This is a genomic window from Streptomyces sp. NPDC021096 (assembly GCF_040641275.1).
Taxonomy (GTDB): domain Bacteria; phylum Actinomycetota; class Actinomycetes; order Streptomycetales; family Streptomycetaceae; genus Streptomyces.
The window spans coordinates 41,989-59,822 of record NZ_JBFADG010000022.1; the positions used below are offsets into that span (position 1 = coordinate 41,989).

15 protein-coding genes are annotated in these 17,834 nt (G+C 71.2%); 7 read left to right on the forward strand and 8 right to left on the reverse strand.

What is annotated here, in order from left to right; genetic code table 11:
- Positions 1 to 58: 58 nt before the first annotated feature.
- The 4 genes from AB0G59_RS23410 to AB0G59_RS23425 form a co-directional block, all read right to left on the reverse strand.
- On the reverse strand, positions 59 to 469 hold the full coding sequence (locus tag AB0G59_RS23410) for a Fur family transcriptional regulator (RefSeq protein ID WP_360914785.1): 411 nt from the start codon (positions 467 to 469) through the stop codon (positions 59 to 61).
- Between the two features lie 92 nt (positions 470 to 561).
- The gene (locus AB0G59_RS23415) at positions 562 to 1,452 is read right to left on the reverse strand and encodes a metal ABC transporter permease (protein WP_360914788.1); all 891 of its coding nucleotides are present in this window, start codon (positions 1,450 to 1,452) and stop codon (positions 562 to 564) included.
- On the reverse strand, positions 1,452 to 2,219 hold the full coding sequence (locus tag AB0G59_RS23420) for a metal ABC transporter ATP-binding protein (RefSeq protein WP_071966601.1): 768 nt from the start codon (positions 2,217 to 2,219) through the stop codon (positions 1,452 to 1,454). Before AB0G59_RS23420 ends, AB0G59_RS23415 begins: the two co-directional genes overlap by 1 nt.
- A gap of 20 nt (positions 2,220 to 2,239) precedes the next feature.
- Positions 2,240 to 3,253 (reverse strand): metal ABC transporter substrate-binding protein, encoded by a 1,014-nt coding sequence (locus AB0G59_RS23425; protein WP_360914791.1) that lies wholly within the window; start codon positions 3,251 to 3,253, stop codon positions 2,240 to 2,242.
- A 155-nt stretch (positions 3,254 to 3,408) separates the two neighbouring features.
- Between AB0G59_RS23425 and AB0G59_RS23430 the strand changes: the two genes are divergently transcribed.
- From AB0G59_RS23430 to AB0G59_RS23440, 3 genes are all read left to right on the forward strand, one after another.
- Complete coding sequence (locus AB0G59_RS23430) at positions 3,409 to 4,791, forward strand: glycine--tRNA ligase (protein ID WP_225659874.1); 1,383 nt, start codon at positions 3,409 to 3,411, stop codon at positions 4,789 to 4,791.
- Positions 4,792 to 4,942: 151 nt separating this feature from the next.
- Positions 4,943 to 6,145, forward strand: coding sequence for a histidine kinase (locus AB0G59_RS23435; RefSeq protein ID WP_360914794.1), 1,203 nt, complete (start codon positions 4,943 to 4,945; stop codon positions 6,143 to 6,145).
- Entirely contained in the window at positions 6,133 to 6,777 is a 645-nt protein-coding gene (locus tag AB0G59_RS23440; protein WP_360914797.1) for a response regulator transcription factor, read from the forward strand. The genes AB0G59_RS23435 and AB0G59_RS23440 overlap by 13 nt, the downstream gene beginning before the upstream one ends.
- Before the next feature lie 19 nt (positions 6,778 to 6,796).
- Here AB0G59_RS23440 and AB0G59_RS23445 read toward each other — a convergent pair whose 3' ends face one another.
- From AB0G59_RS23445 to AB0G59_RS23455, 3 genes are all read right to left on the reverse strand, one after another.
- A complete protein-coding gene (locus AB0G59_RS23445) occupies positions 6,797 to 7,378 on the reverse strand; it encodes a TetR family transcriptional regulator (RefSeq protein ID WP_360914800.1) in 582 nt (193 codons plus the stop codon).
- 160 nt (positions 7,379 to 7,538) lie between these two features.
- Positions 7,539 to 8,543 (reverse strand): aldo/keto reductase, encoded by a 1,005-nt coding sequence (locus tag AB0G59_RS23450; protein WP_360914803.1) that lies wholly within the window; start codon positions 8,541 to 8,543, stop codon positions 7,539 to 7,541.
- Positions 8,544 to 8,652: 109 nt separating this feature from the next.
- A complete protein-coding gene (locus AB0G59_RS23455; RefSeq protein WP_360914806.1) occupies positions 8,653 to 10,134 on the reverse strand; it encodes an MFS transporter in 1,482 nt (493 codons plus the stop codon).
- A gap of 101 nt (positions 10,135 to 10,235) precedes the next feature.
- On the opposite strand from AB0G59_RS23455, the gene AB0G59_RS23460 reads away from it, so the two are divergent.
- From AB0G59_RS23460 to AB0G59_RS23475, 4 genes are all read left to right on the forward strand, one after another.
- Complete coding sequence (locus tag AB0G59_RS23460) at positions 10,236 to 11,159, forward strand: helix-turn-helix transcriptional regulator (RefSeq protein WP_360914809.1); 924 nt, start codon at positions 10,236 to 10,238, stop codon at positions 11,157 to 11,159.
- Between the two features lie 100 nt (positions 11,160 to 11,259).
- Positions 11,260 to 12,390: a tRNA dihydrouridine synthase DusB gene (dusB, locus tag AB0G59_RS23465; RefSeq protein ID WP_360914812.1), complete on the forward strand. Its 1,131-nt coding sequence runs from the start codon at positions 11,260 to 11,262 to the stop codon at positions 12,388 to 12,390.
- Positions 12,391 to 12,773: 383 nt separating this feature from the next.
- The gene (ppdK, locus tag AB0G59_RS23470; RefSeq protein WP_360914815.1) at positions 12,774 to 15,497 is read left to right on the forward strand and encodes a pyruvate, phosphate dikinase; all 2,724 of its coding nucleotides are present in this window, start codon (positions 12,774 to 12,776) and stop codon (positions 15,495 to 15,497) included.
- Between the two features lie 495 nt (positions 15,498 to 15,992).
- Positions 15,993 to 17,039: a helix-turn-helix domain-containing protein gene (locus tag AB0G59_RS23475; RefSeq protein ID WP_360914818.1), complete on the forward strand. Its 1,047-nt coding sequence runs from the start codon at positions 15,993 to 15,995 to the stop codon at positions 17,037 to 17,039.
- Here the strand turns inward: AB0G59_RS23475 and AB0G59_RS23480 are convergent.
- A complete protein-coding gene (locus AB0G59_RS23480) occupies positions 16,997 to 17,833 on the reverse strand; it encodes a carbohydrate ABC transporter permease (RefSeq protein ID WP_360914821.1) in 837 nt (278 codons plus the stop codon). The genes AB0G59_RS23475 and AB0G59_RS23480 overlap by 43 nt on opposite strands.
- Position 17,834 lies beyond the last annotated feature (1 nt).

Below are 17,834 nucleotides of genomic sequence, written 5' to 3' on the forward strand. Positions count from 1 at the left end.
CGCGCATACGTCACTGCCCCGGGAGCCGGACGGCTCCCGGGGCAGTGACGTGATCGGGTCAGCGCTTGGCCGCGCACTCCCCGCACGTACCGAAGATCTCGATGGTGTGGGCGACGTCGACGAAGCCGTGCTCCTCGGCGATGGAGTCGGCCCACTTCTCGACGGCCGGGCCCTCCACCTCGACGGCCTTGCCGCACAGGCGGCACACCAGATGGTGGTGGTGTCCGCTGGAGCAGCGGCGGTAGACCGCCTCGCCCTCGCTGGTGCGCAGGACGTCGACCTCGCCCGCGTCGGCGAGGGACTGCAGGGTGCGGTAGACGGTGGTCAGACCGACCGAGGCACCGCGGTGCCTGAGCATGTCGTGGAGCTCCTGCGCGCTGCGGAACTCGTCCACCTCGTCGAGCGCGGCCGAGACCGCGGCCCGCTGCTTGGTGGCCCGGCCGCGTACCGGGGGACCGGCGGTCGCCACAGTTGCCTCCTCAAGCTCGCCTGAACACCTAACTCACGTGTTGCCACGCCAATTGTGCCAGGCCCGGCGGCCGGGGCCCGCCCGGCCGCCCGTCAGACCCGGACGTCGTCGGCGGCCGTGGGCGCGTCCGGCTCGGCGAGGGTGCAGCGCTCGGCGGCGGCCGCCCTGTCCGCCCGTTTCCTCGCCAGCGGCGTGGCCAGCAGGGTCAGGGCGATGAAGACGCCGATGGCCATCAGCACGATCGTCGCACCGGAGGGCACGTCCACGTAGTAGGACGTGGCGGTGCCCGAAAGGGTCACCAGCACGCCGACGGTCACCGCCATGGCGAAGGTCGTCGCGAAGCTGCGGGCGATCTGCTGGGAGGCCGCGACGGGGATCACCATCAGGGCGCTGACCAGCAGCAGGCCGACCACGCGCATGGCGACGGTGACGGTCACGGCGGCGGTGACGGCGACCAGGAGGTTCAGCAGCCGCACCGGCAGGCCGGTGACGCGGGCGAACTCCTCGTCCTGGCAGATCGCGAACAGCTGCTTCCGCAGGCCGACCGTGGTCAGGATCACGAACGCCGCCAGCAGGCAGATCGCCACGATGTCCTCCTGGGAGACCGTGGCGATCGACCCGAAGAGGTAGCTGGTGAGGTTGGCGTTGGAGCCGTTGGGGGACAGGCTCATCAGCATCACGCCGCCGGCCATGCCGCCGTAGAAGAGCATGGCGAGGGCGATGTCGCCGCGCGCCTTGCCGTAGGAGCGGATCAGCTCCATCGCCACGGCGCCGATCACGCAGACGGCCGTGGCCACCCACACCGGGCTGGTGTTGAGGAGGAAGCCGAGGCCGACGCCGGTGAGGGCGACGTGGCCGATGCCGTCGCCCATCAGCGCCTGGCGGCGCTGGACGAGGTAGATGCCGATGGCGGGGGCGGTGACGCCCACGAGGAGCGCGGCGAGCAGCGCCCGCTGCATGAAGGCGAGTTCGAGGATCTCCATCAGCTCAGCAGCCCCGTTCGGATCGGTTCCGCGGCCGGGTCGGCGTGCGGGTGTACGTGGTCGTGGCCGGGCAGCGCGTGCTGGCCCACGGCCTTGGGCGGGGCGCCGTCGTGGACGACGCAGCCGTCGCGCAGCACGACCGCGCGGTCGATGAGGGGCTCCAGCGGGCCCAGCTCGTGCAGGACGAGCAGGACCGTGACACCGCGGGCCACCTGCTCGCGCAGGGCGGCGGCGAGGACCTCCTGGCTGGCGAGGTCCACGCCCGCCATGGGCTCGTCCATGATCAGCAGTTCGGGCTCGACGGCGAGCGCGCGGGCGATCAGCACCCGCTGGTGCTGGCCGCCGGAGAGGGCGCTCACGGAGTCCTTGAGCCGGTCCGCCATGCCGACCAGCTCCAGCGCCGCGACCACGGCCTCCCGGTCCGCCTTGCGGGTCGGGCCCAGCTTCGTCCGGGCCAGCCGGCCGGCCGCGACGACCTCGCGGACGGTCGCGGGCACCCCGCTGGCGGCGGTGGTGCGCTGCGGTACGTAGCCGACGCGGGCCCAGTCGCGGAAGCGGCGCTGCGGGGAGCCGAAGAGCTCCAGCTCGCCGCCGGTCAGCGGGACCTGTCCGACGATGGCCCGTACGGCCGTGGACTTGCCGGAGCCGTTGGCGCCCAGCAGGGCGACGACCTCGCCGCGCCGGACGCTCAGGTCGACGCCGCGCAGCACCGGGCGGGAGCCCAGCGAGGCCGTGGCCCCGCGCAGGGATATGACGGGCTGCTCCATGTCTGCCTCCTCAGGTGCGCTCACTTGGTGCCGAGTGCCTTGCGCAGGGCGGTGAGGTTGGACTCCATGACCTCGACGTAGTCGCGGCCCTTGGAGTCGTCCGTGATGCCCTCGATGGGGTCGAGTACGTCCGTCTTCAGGTCCAGGTCCTTGGCCAGCGTCTTCGCCGTGCCGGGGCTGGCGAGGGTCTCGAAGAAGACCGTGCCGACGTGGTGGTCCTTGGCGAGCTTGTGCAGGTCCTTCATGCGGGCGGCGCTGGGCTCGGACTCGGGGTCGAGGCCGGCGATGGCCTCCTCGGTCAGGCCGTAGCGCTCGGCCAGGTAGCCGAAGGCCGCGTGGGTGGTGATGAAGGTGTCCGAGGCGCGGTTCTTCAGCCCGTCCTTGAACTTCAGGTGCAGCGCGTCCAGCTTCGTCACCAGCGCGTCGGTGTTCTTCTCGAAGTCACCCTTGTGCTCGGGGTCGGCCTCGGCGAAGGCCTTGGCGACGCCCTTGGCGACCTCGGCGTACTTCACCGGGTCCAGCCAGATGTGGGGGTCGCCGCCGGCCGCGTCGTGGTTGTGGCCCTCGTGGCCCTCGTGGCCGTGCTCGTCCTCGCCGTGCTCGTGCCCGCCGACCTCGTTGCCGTGCTTCTCCAGCTCGGTCAGGGAGGCCGCGTCGACGGCGTGCTTGTTTCCGGACTGCTTGATCGCCTCGTCCACGGCGGGCTGGAGGCCCTTGAGGTAGACGATCGCGCCCGCGTCGGCGAGCGAGCCGGTCTGCCGGGGGGTGAGCTCCAGGTCGTGCGGCTCGACGCCCGGCTTGGTCAGGCCGGTGACCTTGACGTGGTCGCCGCCGATCTCCTTGGCCAGATACTCCATGGGGTAGAACGACGCCACGACCTGCAGCTTCCCGTCCTTGGTCCGGCCGGAGCCGCCCTCGGCGGAGCAGGCCGAGAGGGTGACCAGGCCCAGCGACGCGGCGAGGGCCACGGCGGCGGTGGTTATTCGGCGGCGGGGGCGAAGGGGACGGATCGGACGTACGTTCATGACACTCATTTTCAACAAAAGTGGAAACGATTGTCAACAGCGGCCCGGGTCGTCCTGGTCTGGCTGGAAGGGTCAAGCCAAGGCCAGAGCCGATTTGATGAGAGGGGGTGCAGCGCCGGTAACCTGAACCATTCGCTGTTCGTCGTCGCAATGAAGAGAGCACCGTGGCCGCCGACAAGATCGACACCATCGTCAGCCTGAGCAAGCGCCGTGGCTTTGTTTTTCCGTGCAGTGAGATCTACGGCGGCCAGCGTGCCGCCTGGGATTACGGACCGCTGGGCGTGGAGCTCAAGGAGAACCTCAAGCGCCAGTGGTGGCGCTACATGGTCACCTCGCGCGAGGACGTCGTCGGTATCGACTCGTCGGTGATCCTGGCCTCCGAGGTCTGGGTGGCCTCCGGTCACGTCGCCACCTTCAGCGACCCGCTGACCGAGTGCACCTCCTGCCACAAGCGCTACCGCGCGGACCACCTGGAAGAGGCGTACGAGGCCAAGCACGGCCGCCTGCCCGAGAACGGCCTGGCCGACATCAACTGCCCCAACTGCGGCAACAAGGGTCAGTTCACCGAGCCCAAGCAGTTCTCCGGCCTGCTCTCCACCCACCTCGGCCCCACCCAGGACTCCGGCTCGGTCGCCTACCTGCGCCCCGAGACCGCCCAGGGCATCTTCACCAACTTCGCCCAGGTCCAGCAGACCTCCCGGAAGAAGCCCCCCTTCGGCATCGCCCAGATGGGCAAGTCCTTCCGCAACGAGATCACGCCGGGCAACTTCATCTTCCGCACCCGCGAGTTCGAGCAGATGGAGATGGAGTTCTTCGTCAAGCCGGGCGAGGACGAGCAGTGGCAGGAGTACTGGATGGAGCAGCGCTGGAACTGGTACACCGGTCTCGGCCTGCGCGAGGAGAACATGCGGTGGTACGAGCACCCGAAGGAGAAGCTCTCCCACTACTCCAAGCGCACCGCTGACATCGAGTACCGCTTCCAGTTCGGCGGCAACGAGTGGGGCGAGCTCGAGGGCGTCGCGAACCGCACCGACTACGACCTCGGCGCGCACGCGAAGGCCTCCGGCCAGGACCTGTCGTTCTTCGACCAGGAGGCCGGCGAGCGCTGGACCCCCTACGTCATCGAGCCCGCCGCCGGTGTCGGCCGCGCCATGCTCGCCTTCCTGCTCGACGCCTACGTCGAGGACGAGGCCCCCAACGCCAAGGGCAAGCTGGAGAAGCGCACGGTGCTGCGCCTCGACCCGCGCCTGGCCCCGGTCAAGGTCGCCGTTCTGCCGCTCTCGCGCAACCCGGAGCTGTCGCCGAAGGCCAAGGGCCTGGCGGCGGACCTGCGCAAGAACTGGAACATCGACTTCGACGACGCCGGTGCGATCGGTCGCCGCTACCGTCGCCAGGACGAGATCGGCACGCCGTTCTGCGTCACCGTGGACTTCGACACCCTCGAGGACAACGCGGTGACCGTGCGCGAGCGCGACACGATGAAGCAGGAGCGGGTTTCGCTCGACCAGATCGAGGGCTACCTGGCCAGCCGCCTGCTGGGCTGCTGACGCCCGACGCCTGACCGAGGGCCCCGGCACCGCTTCAGCGGTGCCGGGGCCTTTCGGCTTTCGGGTCTGCCGGCCGGTGGTGCTGCTTGCACCCCAATGACGGGCTCCAGCGCCATCCCGCGCCCCTGATCAGCGCGCTTACCGTGTGGGCATGCACATTCCCACCCCCTTCCGGCGCCCCTTCGACGGTCTCGGCCGTTCCATCGCCTTTCTCGCCACCGGCGTGCTCGTCCAGCTCGGCGCTCTCCTCGTCATGGCGCTGCCGTGGCTGAACGGGGGGCCGACGAAGGCGCTGAGCTGTGTGGCGGCCGTGGTCGGGATGGGTGCTGTCCTCGGGGCGGGGTGTCCGGTGCTGACGCGGATGCAGCGGGCGCGGTTCCTGGGGCGGCTCGGGGTGGAGATACCGGCGGCCGGGCGGGCCTGGTCCTGGCGGCAGCTGGGGTACCACCTGGCGGCGGGGCCGGCGGTCGCCCTGGGGGCCGCGTGCGTACTGACGCTGGGGGCGGCCTCCGCGGTGGCGGCGACCGTCTACGTATGGGTGTGGGCGCTGCCGCCCGAGACGCGGCTGGGGCAGGCCGGCTACGCGGTGCAGGCCGCGTACGTGAGCGCCGCCGGGCTCGCCGGGCTGTACGCCTCGGCATGGCTGTCCGGCGTGCTGGCCCGGATCGACGTCCGGGCCGCGACCCGGCGCCTGGGGCCCAGCCGCGCCGAACAGCTGGAGCGCCGGGTGGAGGAGGTCACCGAGAGCCGCGCCGGCGTCGTGGACGCGGCCGACGCCGAGCGGCGGCGCATCGAACGGGACCTGCACGACGGCGCCCAGCAGCGGCTGGTGTCGCTGGCGGTCAACCTGGGACTGGCCAAGGTCACGATGCCCGATCTGCCCGACGACGCCCGCAAGGTGATCGACGAGGCGCACCGCGAGGCCAAGGAGGCCATCGCCGAGCTGCAGGACCTCGTGCGCGGCCTGCACCCGGCGGTGCTGGAGGACCGCGGCCTCGACGCCGCACTGTCGGGCATCGCCGAACGGGCGCCGCTGCCGGTGCGGCTGACGGTGGATCTGCCGTCACGGCCCGCGCCCACGATCGAAGCGGTGGCCTACTTCGTCGTCTCCGAGGCGCTCGCCAACGTGGTCAAGCACGCACAGGCGTCGAGGGCCGATGTCACGGTCGAACGCTTCGGGGGGATACTTCTCCTCGTCGTCTCCGACGACGGCGTGGGCGGAGCCGACCCCTCGGGCGGTACCGGGCTGGCGGGGCTCGCCAAGCGCGTCGCGTCGGTCGACGGCACGTTCTCGATCAGCAGCCCCGTGGGGGGCCCGACCGTAGTAACCGTGGAGCTGCCGTGCGCGCCGTGATCGCCGAGGATTCCGTCCTGCTCCGTGTGGGCCTGGTGAAGGTCCTGGAGGCGGCCGGATTCGAGGTGGTCGCGGAGACCGGTGACGCGGAGGCGTTGCTGGCCGCGGTCGAACTGCACCGCCCCGACCTCGCCGTGCTCGACGTCCGGATGCCGCCCGGCTACACGGACGAGGGGGTACGGGCCGCGCTCGACCTCCGGGCGCGCCGGCCGGAGGTGGCGGTGCTGCTGCTCTCGCAGTACGTGGAGGAGCGCTACGCCACCGACCTGTTGACCGGCGACACGGCCGGCTTCGGGTATCTGCTCAAGCAACGCGTCGCCGACGTCGAGGAGTTCATCGACGCCCTGCGCCGGGTCGCCGCGGGCGGTACGGCCCTCGACCCGCAGGTGGTCTCGCAGCTGCTGATGCGCCGGCACAGCGATCCGCTGGACCGGCTGACGCCGCGTGAGCGCGACGTGCTGGCCTCGATGGCGGAGGGGCGCTCGAACGCCGGGATCGCCCAGCACCTGGTCGTCAGCGAGAGCGCCGTCGCCAAGCACATCAACAGCATCCTGGCGAAGCTGGACCTGCCGAAGGCGGACGCGGACCACCGGCGGGTGCTGGCGGTCCTGCGCTTCCTGGGCGTGGGCTGACGGGGCCCGGGGCCACCGCCTAGGCGCGCAGGCCCCGCAGCACGAGGCCGCACACCGCGTCGAACGCCGCGTCGATGCCGGGCTGCGACCACTCCGCCGCGTACGCGGGGTCGTGGAAGCGGTTGGTCGCGTCCCAGACGGCCCGGGCCGCCGTCGCCGGGTCGGTCGCGGCGAACTCGCCCCTGTCCACGCCGGCCGCCACGATGCCGGCCAGCTGGCCGATCATCGTCTCGATGTGCCGCTCGACGGTGCCGCTGTTCTCGCCGACCAGGACCATGTAGGTCGCGAACAGTTCGGGGTCGTCGCCCGCCTTGCGGCGCTTGGCGGCGAAGAGCGCGGTGAGCCAGTCGCGCAGCCGGGACGCGGCCGGGCCCTGTGCGTCGGCCAGGGCGGAGAGTTCGGCGTGCGACTGGTCCAGCCAGCGCTCGGTGACGGCTTCCCGCAGGGCGGCCTTGCTGCCGAAGTGGCGGTAGACGCTGCCGTGGCTGACGCCGAGCGCGCGTGCGACGTCGACCACGGTGGCCTTGGCGGGGCCGAAGCGGCGCAGCACGTCCTCGGTGGCTTCGAGGATGCGGGTTGGGGTCAGCGGTTCCGGGGGCATCGCGGTGCGGGTCCCTTCCAGGGCGGTACGGGTGCGGCTACGCGTCGTTTGTATGACCGACCGTACCCGGGTGCGGGCCGTGGTCGGGTTGTGCCCACCCTCCCCCAGCTACCGCTGGGAGGTGCCCCCAGCCCTGCGGAACGACTGCCCACAACCTTTCTCAGTGCTCGCTGTCCAGGTGGGCCATTTGGTCTGCGGGGTAGCGGGCGCCGGCTGCGGCGTTGGCGGGGATGGCCTTTTCGATGGCGGTCAGGGCGTCGGCGTCCAGGTGGAGGTCGAGGGCGCCGAGGGCCTCGTAGAGGCGGTCGCGGCGGCGGGCGCCGACCAGGGGGACGATGTCCTCGCCGCGCGAGAGGACCCAGGCGATCGCGGTCTGGGCGACGCTGGCGCCCCGCTCCTCGGCGACCTTGCGCAGCGCGTCGACGAGGTCGAGGTTGCGCTGGAGGTTCTCGCCCTGGAAGCGCGGGCTCATGCCGCGGAAGTCGTTCGCGGCGAGCTGCCGGTCGCGGGTGAAGTGGCCGCTGATCAGGCCGCGCGAGAGCACGCCGTACGCCGTGACGCCGATGCCCAGCTCACGGCAGGTCGGCAGGATCTGCTCCTCGATGCCGCGCGAGATCAGGGAGTACTCGATCTGCAGGTCCACGATCGGGGCGACGGACGCGGCCCGGCGGATGGTGTCCGCGCCGGCCTCGGACAGGCCGATGTGGCGGACGTGGCCGGCCTCGACCAGCTCGGCGATGGCGCCGACGGTCTCCTCGATCGGGACGCCGGGGTCGACGCGGGCGATGCGGTAGACGTCGATGTGGTCGACGCCGAGACGCTGCAGCGAGTAGGCGGCGAAGTTCTTCACGGCCGCGGGGCGGCCGTCGTAGCCGGACCAGCCGCCGTCCGGGTCGCGCAGGGCGCCGAACTTGACGCTGGTGAGCGCCTGCTCGCGCGTCCCGGCCGGGGCCGAGCGCAGGGCCTCGCCGATGAGCATCTCGTTGTGGCCCATGGCGTAGAAGTCGCCGGTGTCCAGCAGCGTGACGCCGGCGTCGAGCGCCGCGTGGATGGTGGCGATCGACTCGGCGCGGTCGGCCTCGCCGTAGAGGGCGGACATGCCCATGCAGCCGAGGCCGAGGGCGGAGACCTGGGGTCCGGTGGTGCCGAGGGTGCGGTGCAGCACGGGAACTCCTTGGGGAGGGGAGGGAGCCGGGGGGGGTACACAAAAACCATGCCACATGGAATGACAGATTTCAATATCTGTCATTCCATGCTTGTCCCCCTCCCTCGCTCTAGCGCACCCCGCGCGGCAGTCGGAACGTCAGCAGCACGGTCGCCGCCACCGCCACCAGCTGCACCCCCAACGTGATCGCCAGCGCGTCCCGCATCCCCGACCCCGGCGCCAGCGACAGGAACAGCGAGCCGAGCGTGGCCACGCCCAGCGCCATGAACGCCTGCTGCGTGGTCACCAGCACCCCGCTGCCCACCCCGGCCCGGTCCACCGGCACCTCGCTCAGCACGAGCCGGATCGTCAGCGGCATCAGGATTCCCTGGCCCAGCCCCTGGATCGCGAGCCCCGGCGCCAGGCCAAGCGCGCCCAGCCCCTCGTTCCAGCCGAACCAGAAGGTCGCCGCCACCACGGCCAGCCCCGCCCCCTGGATCAGCGCCCCGGCCGTCGCCAGCCGCCGCCCGTAGCGCACCGCCAGCCGGGGGCCGGCCAGCGAACCGGCGAAGAAGGTCACACACATCGGCACCAGGGCCAGCCCCGCCGCCATCGGGCCCAGCCGCAGCCCCTCCTGCAGCGCCACCGCCAGGACGAACATGAAGCCGCCCCAGCCGATGGAGAACGGCACGATCAGCGTCAGCCCGCTGCGCACCGCGTGCACCCGCAGCAGCGACGGCGGCACCAGCGGCATCCGCCCCGCCCGCTCCTCGCGCAGCTCCACCAGCACGAACGCGGCGGCCGCGCACGGGAACACCGCCAGCAGCACCCACGACCACAGCGGCCAGCCCGTGGAGCGGCCCTCCGTCAGCGGCACCAGCAGCGACACCAGGGACACCGACAGCAGAACCGTGCCCCACCAGTCCACCCGCGTGGGGTTCTCCGAGCGCGTCTCCGGCACCGAACGCACCGCCAGCACCAGGGCCACCACCGCGACCGGCGCGTTGATCAGGAAGATCGACCGCCAGCCCGTGCCCAGCAGGTCGACCGAGACCAACACCCCGCCGAGCACCTGCCCGACCGCGCTCACCACCCCGGCCGTGCCGCTGTAAAGGCTCAGCGCCTTGGTGCGCCGGGTGCCGCTGGTCGTCGCCTGGATCGTCGCCAGCACCTGCGGCAGCATCAGCGCGGAGGCCGCGCCCTGCGCCACCCGCGCCACCACCAGCGTCCAGGCGTCCGGCGCCAGACCGCAGGCCACGGACGTCACCCCGAAGGCGGCCGTACCCCACAGGAACAGCCGGCGCCGGCCCACCATGTCGCCCAGCCGCCCGCCGAGCACCAGCAGCACCGCGTAGGCGACGCCGTAGCCGCCGACGACCATCTCCAGGAGCGCCGGGCCGGCGTCCAGGTCGCGCCCGATCGTCGGCAGAGCGACGTTGACGATGAAGAAGTCCAGGAACGGCAGCGCCGCCCCCAGCAGCACGGTCGCCAGCCCCAGCGGCGTCAGGCCCGCCGGGGGAGAGGACGGAGAGGGGAGGGGGGAGGCGGGGGTCGCGGCGGTCGTCGGAGTCGTCGGGACGGGGGCAGGACTGGCTATTCGCGGTTCACTCACGGATACGACGATGGCGGTGTGCGCAGCCGGGTACCAGAGTGTCCTTATCCTGGTACAAGGAGTACCTGGCAACAGGCTGGGAGGTCCCGCACCCTGGAGCCATGACGACGATGACACTTGAGCGCCCTGCCGTAGCAGCCCATACGGCCGACGACGTACGCCGCAGTGAACTCGCCGCCTTCCTCCGCTCCCGCCGCGAGCGCATCTCCCCCGAACAGGCCGGCCTCCCGCGCGGCCCCCGCCGCCGCACCCCCGGGCTGCGCCGCGAGGAGGTCGCCCAGCTCGCCGCCGTCGGGGTCACCTGGTACACGTGGCTGGAGCAGGCCAGGGACATCCAGGTCTCGGCGCAGGTGCTGGACTCCATCGCCCGCGCCCTGATGCTCGACCGGGGCGAGCGCGTCCACCTCTTCGCGCTGGCGGGCTCCACCGACCCGCTGTCCCCGACCGACTGCCCGGGCGTGACCCCCGCGCTGCACGCGATGCTGGAAGGGCTGGAGCCCTTCCCGGCGTGCATCCAGAACGCGCGGTACGACATCCTCGCCTACAACCGCACCTACGGGCGCCTGCTCGGCGACCTCGACGCCATAGCGCCGGAGAACCGCAACTGCCTGTGGCTGTACTTCACCGACGACGACTGGCGCGCCGGCACCGCCGACCGGGAAGAGGCCACGCGCGCCATGGTCGCGAAATTCCGGGCCGCCATGGCCGAGCACCTCGCCGAGCCGGCCTGGAAGTGCCTGCTCAAGCGGCTGCAGGACGCCTCGGAGGAGTTCCGGCAGCTGTGGGCGCGGCACGAGGTGGCCGAGCTCACCGCCTACCGCACCCGCAGCCTGCTGCAGCCCAGCGTGGGCATGCTGCGCCTGGACTACACCAGCCTGTGGACCGGCCCCACCCCCGGCGCCCGGCTGCTGACCTTCACCCCCGCCGACCAGGAGACACAAGCCCGGCTGGAGCGGCTGCTGGCGCTCGTACGGGCGGAGGAGGCGCTGGAGCACACCGGTGCGACGGCCGCGCCGGTGCGCTGACGCCCGCTCGTCAGGACCTCCGACCCGGGATCCGGCTCCCCCGAATGAGGGACAATGGACGGTCCGCCCGTTCCCGTACGACTTCGAGGAAGCCCGCTCCATGACGCTCCAGATCGGTCCGCACTCGGTGCAGCCGCCGGTGGTCCTGGCCCCCATGGCGGGGATCACCAACGCGCCCTTCCGCACGCTGTGCCGTGAGTTCTCCGGCGGCAAGGGGCTCTTCGTCAGCGAGATGATCACCACCCGGGCGCTCGTCGAGCGGGACGCCAAGACGATGCGGCTGATCCACTTCGACGGCACCGAGAAGCCGCGCTCGATCCAGCTCTACGGCGTCGACCCGGTCACCGTCGGCAAGGCCGTCCGCATGATCGTGGACGAGGACCTGGCCGACCACATCGACCTCAACTTCGGCTGCCCGGTCCCCAAGGTCACCCGCAAGGGCGGCGGCTCCGCCCTCCCGTACAAGCGGAACCTGCTGCGCTCGATCCTCCGTGAGGCCGTCGGCAACGCCGGCTCGCTCCCGGTGACCATGAAGATGCGCAAGGGCATCGACGACGACCACATCACCTACCTCGACGCCGGCCGGATCGCGGTCGAGGAGGGCGTCACCGCCATCGCCCTGCACGGCCGCACCGCCGCCCAGCACTACGGCGGCACCGCCGACTGGGACGCCATCGCCCGCCTCAAGGAGACCGTCCCCGAGATCCCCGTGCTCGGCAACGGCGACATCTGGTCCGCCGAGGACGCCGTGCGGATGATGCGCGAGACCGGCTGCGACGGCGTCGTCGTCGGCCGCGGCTGCCTGGGCCGGCCCTGGCTCTTCGGCGACCTCGTCAGCGCCTTCGAGGAGGGCGGGAACGGCACGTACGCCCAGCCCGCCCTGCGCGAGGTCGCCCGGGTCATGCTGCGCCACGCGCAGCTGCTCGGCGAGTGGCTGGAGAACGAGGAGCGGGGCGTGATCGACTTCCGTAAGCACGTCGCCTGGTACACCAAGGGCTTCTCGATCGGCTCCGAGCTCCGTAAGAAGCTGGCAATCGCCTCGTCCCTGGACGAACTGGACGCTCTTTTGAGCGAGCTGGACCTGGATCAGCCCTGGCCCCTGGGTGCGGACGGGCCGCGCGGCCGGACCTCGGGTCGCAACCGGGTGGTGCTTCCGGAGGGGTGGCTGGAGGACCCGTACGACTGCGCAACTGTGGGCGCGGAGGCCGAACTGGACACTTCGGGCGGGTGAACGCCCGGCGATGACGCGTGATTCTCGCCACCTCTGATAGGGGCTCCGCTCAGATGAGCGTTGAAATCGGGGGTGCACCTCTGGAAGGGGTGGCACTGGGTGCCACCCCTTTTGGCTTCAATCCTTGGCGGCAGACGGCGGGAATTTTCGGCGCTCCGTGAGGCACCGATTATTTTCGGTCACCTTGCCTTCATTATGTGAAGGAAGCGGGTGCGAGCCTCAGATGAGCGCGCGACTTTCGATCTGCTGGCGGATGGGTGGTTGCGCCCCCAAGATGGCGGAGTGGACCTCCTCAGATGCCTTCGATCTGGGTACGCTCCCCGCCGTCAGGGCAGCCCACCCCCAACTGCGTCCCGGGAGGCCCCAGTGAGGAGTCGATTCCCGTGCCGGTATCTGAAGATCGCCAGAAGTTCGTCTACGACTTCACCGAGGGCAACAAGGACCTCAAGGACCTGCTCGGCGGGAAGGGTGCCAACCTCGCCGAGATGACCAACCTCGGTCTGCCCGTCCCTCCGGGCTTCACCATCACCACCGAGGCGTGCAAGGTCTACCTCGAGGGCGGCCAGGAGCCGTCGTCGATGCGCGACGAGGTCACCGCCCACCTCGAGGCCCTCGAGGCGCGGATGGGCAAGAAGCTCGGCCAGGCCGACGACCCGCTGCTGGTCTCGGTGCGCTCCGGCGCCAAGTTCTCCATGCCGGGCATGATGGACACCGTCCTGAACATCGGCCTCTCCGACGAGTCCGTGACCGGCCTCGCGACCCAGGCCGGCGACGAGCGGTTCGCGTGGGACTCCTACCGCCGCCTCATCCAGATGTTCGGCAAGACCGTGCTGGGCGTCGACGGCGAGCTCTTCGAGGAGGCGCTGGAGGAGACCAAGCGGGCCAAGGGCGTCACCACGGACGTCGACCTCGACGCGGCCGACCTCAAGCGCCTGGTGGAGGAGTTCAAGGTCATCGTCTCCAAGGCGACCGGCCGGGACTTCCCGCAGGCCCCGCGCGAGCAGATGGACCTCGCCATAAGGGCGGTCTTCGACTCCTGGAACGGCGACCGGGCCAAGCTCTACCGCCGCCAGGAGCGCATCCCCGGCGACCTCGGCACGGCCGTCAACATCTGCTCGATGGTCTTCGGCAACCTCGGCCCCGACTCCGGCACCGGCGTCGCCTTCACCCGCGACCCCGCCAGCGGCCACCAGGGCGTCTACGGCGACTACCTGCAGAACGCCCAGGGCGAGGACGTCGTCGCCGGCATCCGCAACACCATGCAGCTCGCCGAGCTCGAGCAGCTCGACAAGGCCTCGTACGACCAGCTGATGCAGATCATGGAGACGCTGGAGACGCACTACAAGGACCTGTGCGACATCGAGTTCACCATCGAGCGCGGCAAGCTGTGGATGCTGCAGACCCGCGTCGGCAAGCGCACGGCCGGTGCGGCCTTCCGCATCGCCACGCAGCTGGTGGACCAGGGCCTGATCGACGAGGCCGAGGCGCTGCAGCGCGTCACCGGCGCCCAGCTGGCGCAGCTGATGTTCCCGCGCTTCGACGAGAAGGCGAAGGCCGACCTGCTGGGCCGGGGCATCGCCGCCTCGCCGGGCGCCGCCGTCGGCCGGGCCGTCTTCGACTCGTACACCGCCGTGAAGTGGTCGCGCTCGGGCGAGAAGGTCATCCTGATCCGCCGCGAGACCAACCCCGACGACCTCGACGGCATGATCGCCTCCGAGGGCATCCTGACCTCGCGCGGCGGCAAGACCTCCCACGCGGCCGTCGTCGCGCGCGGCATGGGCAAGACCTGTGTCTGCGGCGCCGAGGAGCTGGAGGTCGACACCAAGCAGCGCAAGATGACCGCGCCGGGCGGGGTCGTCATCCAGGAGGGCGACGTCGTCTCCATCGACGGCTCCACCGGCAAGGTCTACCTGGGCGAGGTCCCGGTCGTGCCGTCCCCGGTCGTGGAGTATTTCGAGGGCCGCATGCACGCGGGCGCCGACGACGCCGACGAGCTGGTCCAGGCCGTGCACCGGATGATGGCCTACGCCGACCGCATGCGCCGGCTGCGCGTACGGGCCAACGCCGACAACGCCGAGGACGCCTCGCGCGCCCGCCGCTTCGGCGCCCAGGGCATCGGCCTGTGCCGCACCGAGCACATGTTCCTCGGCGAGCGGCGCGAGCTGGTCGAGCGCCTGATCCTGGCGGACACCGACACCGAGCGCGACGAGGCGCTGGGCGCCCTGCTGCCGCTGCAGAAGGCCGACTTCGTCGAGCTGTTCGAGGCCATGGACGGGCTGCCGGTCACGGTGCGCCTGCTCGACCCGCCGCTGCACGAGTTCCTGCCCGACATCACCGAGCTGTCGGTGCGTGTCGCGCTCGCCGAGGCCCGCGAGGACGCCAACGAGAACGACCTGCGCCTGCTGCAGGCCGTGCACAAGCTGCACGAGCAGAACCCGATGCTGGGCCTGCGCGGCGTGCGCCTGGGCCTGGTCATCCCCGGCCTGTTCGCCATGCAGGTGCGGGCCATCGCCGAGGCCGCGGCCGAGCGCATCAACGCCAAGGGCGACCCGCGCGCGGAGATCATGATCCCGCTGGTGGGCACCGTCCAGGAGCTGGAGATCGTCCGCGAGGAGGCCGAGCGCGTCATCGCCGACGTCGAGGCCGCCACCGGCGTCGGCCTCAAGCTGCCGCTCGGCACGATGATCGAGCTGCCGCGCGCCGCCCTGACGGCCGACCAGATCGCCGAGGCCGCGGAGTTCTTCTCCTTCGGTACGAACGACCTGACCCAGACCGTGTGGGGCTTCTCCCGCGACGACGTCGAGGCCAGCTTCTTCACCGCCTACCTGGAGAAGGGCATCTTCGGGGTCAGCCCGTTCGAGACCATCGACCGGGACGGCGTGGGCTCGCTGGTCCGCGCGGCCGCCAAGGCCGGCCGGGCCACCCGGCCCGACCTCAAGCTCGGCGTCTGCGGCGAGCACGGCGGCGACCCGGAGTCGGTGCACTTCTTCCACGAGGTGGGCCTGGACTACGTCTCCTGCTCCCCGTTCCGCATCCCGGTCGCCCGCCTGGAGGCGGGCCGCGCGGCCGCGCTGAACGGCACGGCGGGTACCAGCGACAGCCGCTGAGCACCGGCCGGACGAGCTCCGGAGCCGCTGATGGGATGACCTCGACCCTCAGCCCCCTGCGGCTCCGGTAGAGGAGGGGCAGCACCCGCGCGGGGTGCTGCCCCTTCCGGCCATTTAACCGCTGCGTAACGCGACGTACACGCGAAGATCATCCGCCGGGACGGGCGGGCGGGCCGCCGGGGCTCCCGGCGGCCGGTGGAACGGTGAAGGGGCGGCGCCCGTGCGGGAGCGCCGCCCCTCTTTACTCCCCCACCGGGAGTTGTTGCCGCCCGCATCGGCTCGGGCGGCAACTCACATACTCAGCGGCCGCTTTTTCGCTCGCCACCCCCCACGGGAACGAGCGGGTGCGGCCCTGAGTGCGTGAATAGCATTTCGCTTCTGCGATGTTCGCCGCGAGTCCTTTCAACTGTGGCCAAAAGGGCGTGGTAACACCGCGTATCGGTGTGCATACTCAGTGGGCGGGGGGTGGTTGCGGATGTCTCATGTGGGGGTTTGGTGCTGCGTGTCCATTTCACTGGACTCGATCTGGCCCGGTTGCGCCTGGCCGGAGACCCGGACGTGCTGTGGGAAACCGTATTGAGCCTGCACCGCCTCCGGGACAAACAAGGCGAGTCGATCTTCGGAGATTGGCGCTCGGAAACCCGTCCTCGGTTGAATGGTGAAACGCGGCTACTGGCGCCGCTGGTTCCGCCTCGTGGTTATTTCCCGGACTTCCTGACGCCGCCCGAAGGGTTACTCGGACTCGAGTCCGGCATACAGGCGCTGCGGGCCACGCCCGCCGACCGGGTGCACGAGGAACTGGGCAGGCTGTCCACCGTACGGACCCTGCCCGCTTGGATACGATCGCTGGCCGAGGGCGACGCCCGTGCGTTCGGCAAGCTGATCAGCGCCCTGCATTCCTACCATCAGGCGGCCATCGCCCCCTACTGGGCCCACATCCAGGCGCAGATCGAGGCCGACCGCGCCATCCGCGGCCGGGCCCTGCTGGACGGGGGCGCGGACGCCCTGCTGTCCTCGCTGCCGCCCACGATGCGCTGGCAGGCCCCGGTGCTGGAGGTCGACTACCCCGTCGACCGCGACATGCACCTGAACGGCCGCGGACTGCTGCTCCTGCCGTCCTTCTTCTGCCGGCGCACCCCGGTGACCCTGCAGAACGCCGAGCTCACGCCCGTCCTGGTCTACCCGGCCCGGGCCATGTCGGAGTCCGCGCCCGCCGTACCGGCCGCCCCGCGCTCGCTGGGCAAGCTCGTCGGGCACACCCGCTCCGCGGTCCTGGGCTCCATAGGGGGCGGCTGCACGACCAGCGAACTGGCCCGCAGGGTCGGGGTGTCGGCGGCCTCGGCCAGCCAGCACGCGGGCGTCCTGCGCGAGGCCGGCCTGGTGCTGACCCTGCGCAACGGCAGCGCCGTCATGCACACCCTCACGCCCCTGGGCGCCGCCCTCCTGCGCGGCGGCCACCGCGGCCCGCAGGGCCGCTCCCGCGTCCAGTCGTCGATGGTTCAGTCGTCGATCCCGGACCGCTCGACGCCGGCGACGATGTAGCGCTGCAGCAGCAGGAAGACCAGCAGCAGCGGAACGATCGAGACGGCGGCGGCCATGAACAGCTCGTGCAGGTTGACGACCTGCGCGGTGGTGAAGGTCGACAGCGCCACCTGGACGGTCCACGAGTCACGGCCCTGGCCGATGACCAGCGGCCACAGGAAGGAGTTCCAGGCGCCGATGAAGACGATCGTGCCGACGGCCGCGAAGACCGGCCGGGAGTTGGGGACGACGATGCGCCAGTACGTGCGCCAGTAGCCGAGCCCGTCGACCTGGGCCGCGTCCTCCAGTTCGCGCGGGAAGCCCAGGAAGTACTGGCGGAAGACGAAGCAGGCGAACGCGCTGAAGAGCGTGGGCACGATCAGCCCGCGCAGGGTCGAGACCCAGCCGAGCGAGGAGACCAACACGAAGGACGGCACGAACGTGACGGCCGCCGGGACCATCAGGGTGCCCACGACCGCGTAGAAGACGGCGTTCGCGTGCCGGTAGGGGATGCGGGCCAGCCCGTACCCGGCGAGCGAGGCGAGCAGCAGGGTGCCGACGGTCGTGACCACCGCGATGAGCGAGGAGTTCAGCAGCGCGTGGGCCATGGGGACGTCCGGGTCGGCGAACAGCTCGCGCACGTTCGACCAGTGCGGATCGCGGGGGAAGAACGTCCAGGTGGGGGCGGTGATCTCGGACTCGGAGGCCAGGCCGTTGCGGACGATCAGATAGAAGGGGACCAGGAACAGCGCGGCCAGCGCGATGAGCAGCACCAGCCGCAGCGCGCGCCCGGCGCGTACGAGAGCGTTCTCCACG